This window comes from Roseateles chitinivorans, assembly GCF_002761755.1.
Classification (GTDB): domain Bacteria; phylum Pseudomonadota; class Gammaproteobacteria; order Burkholderiales; family Burkholderiaceae_C; genus Roseateles; species Roseateles chitinivorans.
In genome coordinates this window covers 1-5630 of the sequence record NZ_PEOG01000132.1, presented here as the reverse complement: position 1 = coordinate 5630, position 5630 = coordinate 1, and the positions used below count along the sequence as shown (strand labels likewise).

The window sequence follows — 5630 nt, the reverse complement described above, 5'->3', positions numbered from 1 at the left end:
GGCCGCGACGCGCGCGTGGCCGTGCGCCGCGCCCGCTTGCCGGAGGCGCGCCGCGGCGAAGACCGCGCTCCAGAGGAAGGACGACGCCTGGTGGGTCAAGGCGCCGACGACGGTGTGCCGCACGCTGAAACGCTGCGCATGAACGGCGGATTCGCCGAAGAACCAGTGGCTGGGACCGTTCAGACCGGTGGGCGTGCGATCGCCATGGGCCCGGCTCGCGCCCATCAGCGCCACGGCGGACAAGACGCCGCTCCACGTGCCCGCGGCCAGCGCCAGGCCGATCCATCTCGAGGTGTCCATGTCCGCTCCGAGGAATGAGGCTGTCGGCCACCCGTCGGCAAGGTCCATGCCGTTTCAACCGGCGGCGCCGCTGCGGGTGTTCGTCGCCGGCGCGTCCGGCACGCTCGGTCACCGGCTCTGCCTGGCGCTGGCCGCGCGAGGCCATCGCATCACCGGCCTGGCCCGCCACCTGCCCGCGACGCTGGTCGAGGCCGGCGTCGAGCCGGTGGCCGCCGACGTCGCCGTCTGGTCGACGCGGCAATGGCGCAACGCGCTGCGCGGTGCCGATGTCGTCGTCAACACGATCGGTATCTTCCGGGAGTCGGACGGCCAGAGTTTCGAGGCGCTGCACGGACGCCTGCCGCGCGCGCTCTTCGATGCCGCACGGCAAGGCGGCGTGGGGCTGGCCGTCCAGGTCTCGGCCCTGGGCGCCGACGACCAGGCGGAGACCGTCTATCACCGCAGCAAGCGCGATGCGGACCGCTGGCTGCTCGAGCAGGCCCTGCCGACGGTGGTCGTTCAGCCCTCGCTGCTGTTCGCTCCGGACGGCCCGAGCGCGCGCCTGTTCCTCGGGCTGGCCAGCCTGCCCGTCCTCGCGCTGCCCGCCGGCGGACGACAGCCGCTGCAGCCGATCCATGTCGACGACGCCGTCGCCGCGATCGTCGCGCTGATCGAGGATCCGGCGCCATGGATCGGTCGCCGCGTGGCGCTGGTGGGTGCGGAGCCGGTCAGCCTGCGCGGCTACCTGTGGGGCCTGCGCGCCGCGATGGGGCTGCGCGGCGCGCCGGCGATCACGGTCCCCGCGGCGCTGGCGGGACTGGGCGCGGCGATCGCGGCGAAGCTGCCCGGCTCGCTGCTGACGCCCGACAGCTGGCGCATGCTCCAGCGCGGCAACACCGCCGACGCTTCCGACACGATCGCGCTGCTCGGCGCCTCGCCGCGTCCGCCCGAGCGCTTCCTGGACCGCGCGGCGGCCGAGGCCTGGCGATGGCGGGCCCAATGGGGATGGCTGTCCTGGATGCTCCGGCTCTCGCTCGCCTTCGTGTGGATCTTCACCGCCGTGGTGTCGGCCTTCGTCTATCCGGTGGCGGACAGCCTGGCGCTGCTGGCCGCGGTCGGCGTGCCGGCACCGCTGCGCGAGCTCGCGCTGTCCGGTGCGTCGCTGCTCGACCTGCTGCTCGGCCTGGCCACCTTGCTGGCGCCGCGTCGCTGGCGGCTCGCCGTCTGGTGGTCGCAGGTGGCGCTGATGCTGTTCTACACCGCCGTGCTCACCGTCTGCCTGCCGGAGTTCTGGTGGCACCCCTACGGACCGCTCAGCAAGAACCTGCCGATCCTGGCGGTGCTTGCGCTGCTGATCGTGGATGACTCGGCGCGGCGGCCGGCGCGCCGCCGATGAGTGCCGCCGCAATCGAACCAGGAGCTGCGATGGAATACCTGATCGCCAAGTGGCTGCACATCCTGTCGTCGACGCTGGTGTTCGGCACCGGCATCGGATCCGCCTTCCACATGCTGATGGCCAGCCTGCGCCGCGATCCCGCGGTGGCCGCGCAGGTCGTGCGGCAAGTGGTGTGGGCCGACTGGCTGTTCACCACCACCACGATGATCTTCCAGCCCTTGTCGGGCTGGTACCTCGCGCACCTGATGGGGCTGCCGGTGCTGCAGACGAAGTGGCTGGCCTGGTCGCTGGCGCTGTATGTCGTCGCGGGGCTGTGCTGGCTGCCGGTCGTGTGGATCCAGATCCGGATGCGCGACATCGCCGTCGAGGCGGACCGCAGCGCGTCGCCGCTGCCACCGCGCTATTTCGTCTGGCTGCGCTGGTGGATCGCGCTGGGCTTCCCCGCGCTGTTCGCCTTTCTGGCCATCTTCTACCTGATGGTGGCCAAGCCGATGTGAGCGGCGCCGGCCTCGCCGTCCCTGGCCCTGCGCCCGGGCATCGCCACAGGTATCGCGCTTGCCGAACTGCTGTCGCCGCCGCCGCGTTCGTCCCCGCCCGCCGACGCCCGGCCGGCCGCCGGGTCCACCGCCCCGAGCGCAGATCTCCCGCCCGCAACCCCCCTCGTCACGGAGCATCGTCATGCAAGGCAAAGCCACCTTCCTCGGTCACCCCCTCCACCAGATGCTGGTGGTCTTTCCGCTGGGACTGCTGGGCGCGTCGGTCGCGTTCGACTGGCTGGCGCTGGGCATGGACAGCGCGCAGTTCTCGCTCGTCGCCTTCTACCTGATCGCCGGCGGTTTGATCAGCGGCCTGCTGGCCGCGCCCTTCGGCCTGATCGACTGGCTGTCGATCCCGAAGGGCAGCCGCGCTCAGCGGATCGGCCTGATCCACGCCATTGGCAACCTGATCGTGCTGCTGCTCTTTGCCGCGAGCTGGGTGCTGCGCGAGCCGGCCCCGGTGTCGCCGCCATGGCAGGCCTATGCGCTGGCCTGGGGAGGCGCGCTGGGTTCGCTGATCACCGCCTGGCTGGGCGGGGAACTGGTCGACCGACTGGGCGTCGGCGTCAGCGAGGGCGCCTACGTCGATGCGCCGAGTTCGCTGTCGACGCGGCATGTCCCCGCGCGCGCCGCGACGAGGACCGCGCAACGTCCGTGATCCCGCGATCGATCGCCCGGTCCCCGGTTCGAGGGCTCAGGGCGCGCCGACGAGTTCCAACACCGCCGCGGTGAACACCGACGGGCATTCCTGCGGGAAGTTGTGCCCGACGCCGGCAACGCCCTCGTGCCGGATGAGCCGGGCGAAATGGCGCGCATGCGAGCGCGTGTCGGGCTCGACGGCGACGCCGTCCGCCAGGCCGTCGAGCAGGATGGTCGGCGACTGGATCACCGGCCGGGTCAGCAGCCTCGCCTCGAGTTCGAGGAAGCGCGCGTCACCCGGGACCAGGCCATGGCGATGGCGATAGGAATGCACGACCACCTCGACGAAATCGGGGTTGTCGAAGGCCGCCGCCGTGCGGAGGAAGTCGGCCTCGGCGAACGGCCACTGCGGCGACCACATCTGCCATAGCAGCCTCGCCATCGCTTGCCGGTGCTGCGCAAGGCCGCGCCGGCCGCGCTCGCCGTGCAGGTAGAACTGGTACCAGTAGCGCGCCTCGTTGGCCGGCTCGTCCGGCACCATCGCCTCAGGCGGGTTCAGCAGGTTGTAGCCGTTGCAGGAGACCAGCCCGGCGCAGCGCTCCGGCCAGGCCGCGGCGACCACGCAGGCGGCCCGTCCGCCCCAGTCGTACCCGGCCAGCACCGCGGACTCGATCCGCAGCGCGTCCATCAACGCCAGTAGGTCGGGCCCCAGCGCCGCCTGCTCGCCGGAACGCAAGGTGGCGTCGCTGAGAAAACGGGTCGAGCCGTAGCCGCGCAGGTACGGCACCAGCACCCGGCAGCCGCGCTGGACCAGGCGATCGGTCACCGCCGCGTAGGCGTGGATGTCATACGGAAAGCCGTGCAGCAGCACGACCGCCGGCCCCTCGCGCGGGCCCTCGTCCCACAGGCCGACGCTCAGGTCGCCGGCATCGACTTGACGGACCGTCCTCATCGGCTGTCTCCAGCTGTCCACGACTGTCTCGCGGCGCCTGGCGCTGTCTCGCGCTCTCTCACGCTGGCTCCCGCGGCAGCGCGATCGCGCCCCGCGCTCAGAGCGGCATCCGCCGCGTCGACTCGTCCTCTTCTTCCTCGTCCAGCGGCACCGGCCCGGAATCGACCGTCGTCTCCTCCGAGGCCGTGCCGGCCGCGTCCGCCGGCGCTTCGGCGGCGACCGCCAGCGCCGGTTCGCCGACCCACAGCGCGATGGCGCTGAAGTTGTCCTGGTCCGGCAGACCGCGTTCCTCGATCACCGCGCGCATCGACGCCAGCCAGTCATCCGGCGACGTGGCCGCCCGCAGCGTGTCGTGGATCAGCGTGTCGCCCGCGCTGCCCCACCAGCCGTCGCTGCACAGCAGGAAGACGTCCCCGTCCCGCAGCGGCTGCGGCGAGGTCGTGTGGGGATGCAGGTCGTCCTCGATGCCCAGCGCCGCCACCAGGTGGTTCTTGTGCGGGTGGTCCTCGGCCTGTTCCGGCGTCAGCAGGCCGGCCTCGATCAGCATCTGCACCACGCTGTCGTCCTGGGTGATCGTGTCGATCTGGCCATCGCGGATGCGGTACAGGCGCGAGTCGCCCACATGCGTCCAGAGCGCGAAGTTGCGCTGCGCATCCACGCACAGCGCCACCACCGTGGTGTGCATGCGGTCGCGGCCGGTGCCCTCGACGCCGCGACGCACATCGTCGTGCGCGGCCAGCACCGCGCCGGTCAGCAGTTCCGGCCGCCAGGGCAGCGTGGCGTCGCCCAGGCTGGTCTGCATCCGGTGGACGGCGCGACGCGCGGCTTCCGCGCCGTTGCGGTGGCCGCCGGCGCCGTCGGCCAGCACGGCATACCAGCCGGGGCCGTTCTCGTGCGCCACGATGGCGTCTTCATTGTTGGCGCGCGCGCCTTGTTCGCTGCAGGCGGCGACCCGGATCTTGAGCATGGTGTGAACGACGTGTAGGACGATCGGCGGGGCTCAGGCCCCGCTCTGCTGTGGCTGTGCGTGCGGCGGGGCCGGCGCCGGGCCCTGGCCGTGCTGGCTCAGGCGCTCGAGCTGGTCTTCGTAGGCCTCCAGGAAGGCCTTGCCGAACAGGGTGTGGAAGTCCTCCTGCGCCTCGTCGCGGATGGACTCGAAATGCTGCAGGTAGAGCTCCCAGAGCTTGGCCTTGCGGTTCATCGCCAGCACGCTGTCCAGCACCGAGCGGCTGGTCAGCTTGGCCTCCAGCGCCGAGGGCTGGAAGCGCGTCAGCACGCCCTCCAGCGCCGCGCGGGTGCCGGCCATCGTGCCGATCGTGTGGCCGACCAGGTCGCGCATCGCGTCCTGCATCGCCGCCGGACCGGGCAGGAAGCCGCGCACCGGCGGCTGCAGCAGTTGCTCGAGCGCCGATTGCGCGTCGGGCGAGAACTTCAGCGGGTTGTTGTCGCGCGAGCGGATCACCGTGACCTGCGCGCGCAGCTCGTGCTTCGTGGCCGCGCGCACCGCCATCATCCGCAGCGCGCCGTCGACCGAGGCATTCAGCAACTGGCCGATGACCCGCATCAGGTCGGCGTTCAGGCCTTGCGGCGGGGCGGCCATGCGCACGCCGGCGCCTTCGCAGAAGGCGTTCCAGAGCGCGGCGGTGTCGGCCGGTTGACCGGCCGCGGCGGTCGCCGACGGCACCGGTTGCGGCCGGGCGAAGGCCGGCGGCGCCCTGTCGATCGGTGAATTCGCCACCGCCAATGCCGGCATGAGCCTGCGCGCTGGCGGCGCGCTGTCGCTGGCCGATGCCTCGCTGGTGCAGGCGCGCGGCGCGCTCGACCTGCA

The 5630-nt window shown here is 72.1% G+C and carries 6 protein-coding genes and 1 pseudogene; 3 read left to right on the top strand and 4 right to left on the bottom strand.

Annotation, left to right across the window (positions count from 1 at the left end; translation table 11 throughout):
- A pseudogene (locus CS062_RS24765) lies at positions 1-300 on the bottom strand (hypothetical protein); the annotation flags it as partial.
- A gap of 46 nt (positions 301-346) precedes the next feature.
- Between CS062_RS24765 and CS062_RS24760 the strand changes: the two are divergent.
- The 3 genes from CS062_RS24760 to CS062_RS24750 all read left to right on the top strand — a co-directional run bounded on the left by CS062_RS24760 (position 347) and on the right by CS062_RS24750 (position 2869).
- On the top strand, positions 347-1675 hold the full coding sequence (locus tag CS062_RS24760; RefSeq protein ID WP_099864502.1) for an SDR family oxidoreductase: 1329 nt from the start codon (positions 347-349) through the stop codon (positions 1673-1675).
- Positions 1676-1704: 29 nt separating this feature from the next.
- Entirely contained in the window at positions 1705-2172 is a 468-nt protein-coding gene (locus CS062_RS24755; RefSeq protein WP_099864500.1) for a DUF2269 family protein, read from the top strand.
- 181 nt (positions 2173-2353) lie between these two features.
- Positions 2354-2869 (top strand): DUF2231 domain-containing protein, encoded by a 516-nt coding sequence (locus tag CS062_RS24750; RefSeq protein ID WP_099864499.1) that lies wholly within the window; start codon positions 2354-2356, stop codon positions 2867-2869.
- Positions 2870-2905: 36 nt separating this feature from the next.
- Here the strand turns inward: CS062_RS24750 and CS062_RS24745 are convergent, their stop codons facing one another.
- The 3 genes from CS062_RS24745 to tagH all read right to left on the bottom strand — a co-directional run.
- Complete coding sequence (locus CS062_RS24745) at positions 2906-3802, bottom strand: alpha/beta fold hydrolase (RefSeq protein ID WP_099864497.1); 897 nt, start codon at positions 3800-3802, stop codon at positions 2906-2908.
- 97 nt (positions 3803-3899) lie between these two features.
- Entirely contained in the window at positions 3900-4769 is an 870-nt protein-coding gene (locus CS062_RS24740) for a PP2C family protein-serine/threonine phosphatase (RefSeq protein WP_099864495.1), read from the bottom strand.
- 33 nt (positions 4770-4802) lie between these two features.
- A partial coding sequence (gene tagH, locus CS062_RS24735; RefSeq protein WP_099864494.1) for a type VI secretion system-associated FHA domain protein TagH occupies positions 4803-5630 on the bottom strand: 828 nt, incomplete at its 5' end.

Coding starts and splice junctions, on each gene's coding strand:
- CS062_RS24745 (WP_099864497.1), bottom strand. CDS start 3,802: ATGAGGACGGTCCGTCAAGTCGATGCCGGCGACCTGAGCGTCGGCCTG.
- CS062_RS24740 (WP_099864495.1), bottom strand. CDS start 4,769: ATGCTCAAGATCCGGGTCGCCGCCTGCAGCGAACAAGGCGCGCGCGCC.
- CS062_RS24760 (WP_099864502.1), top strand. CDS start 347: ATGCCGTTTCAACCGGCGGCGCCGCTGCGGGTGTTCGTCGCCGGCGCG.
- CS062_RS24750 (WP_099864499.1), top strand. CDS start 2,354: ATGCAAGGCAAAGCCACCTTCCTCGGTCACCCCCTCCACCAGATGCTG.
- CS062_RS24755 (WP_099864500.1), top strand. CDS start 1,705: ATGGAATACCTGATCGCCAAGTGGCTGCACATCCTGTCGTCGACGCTG.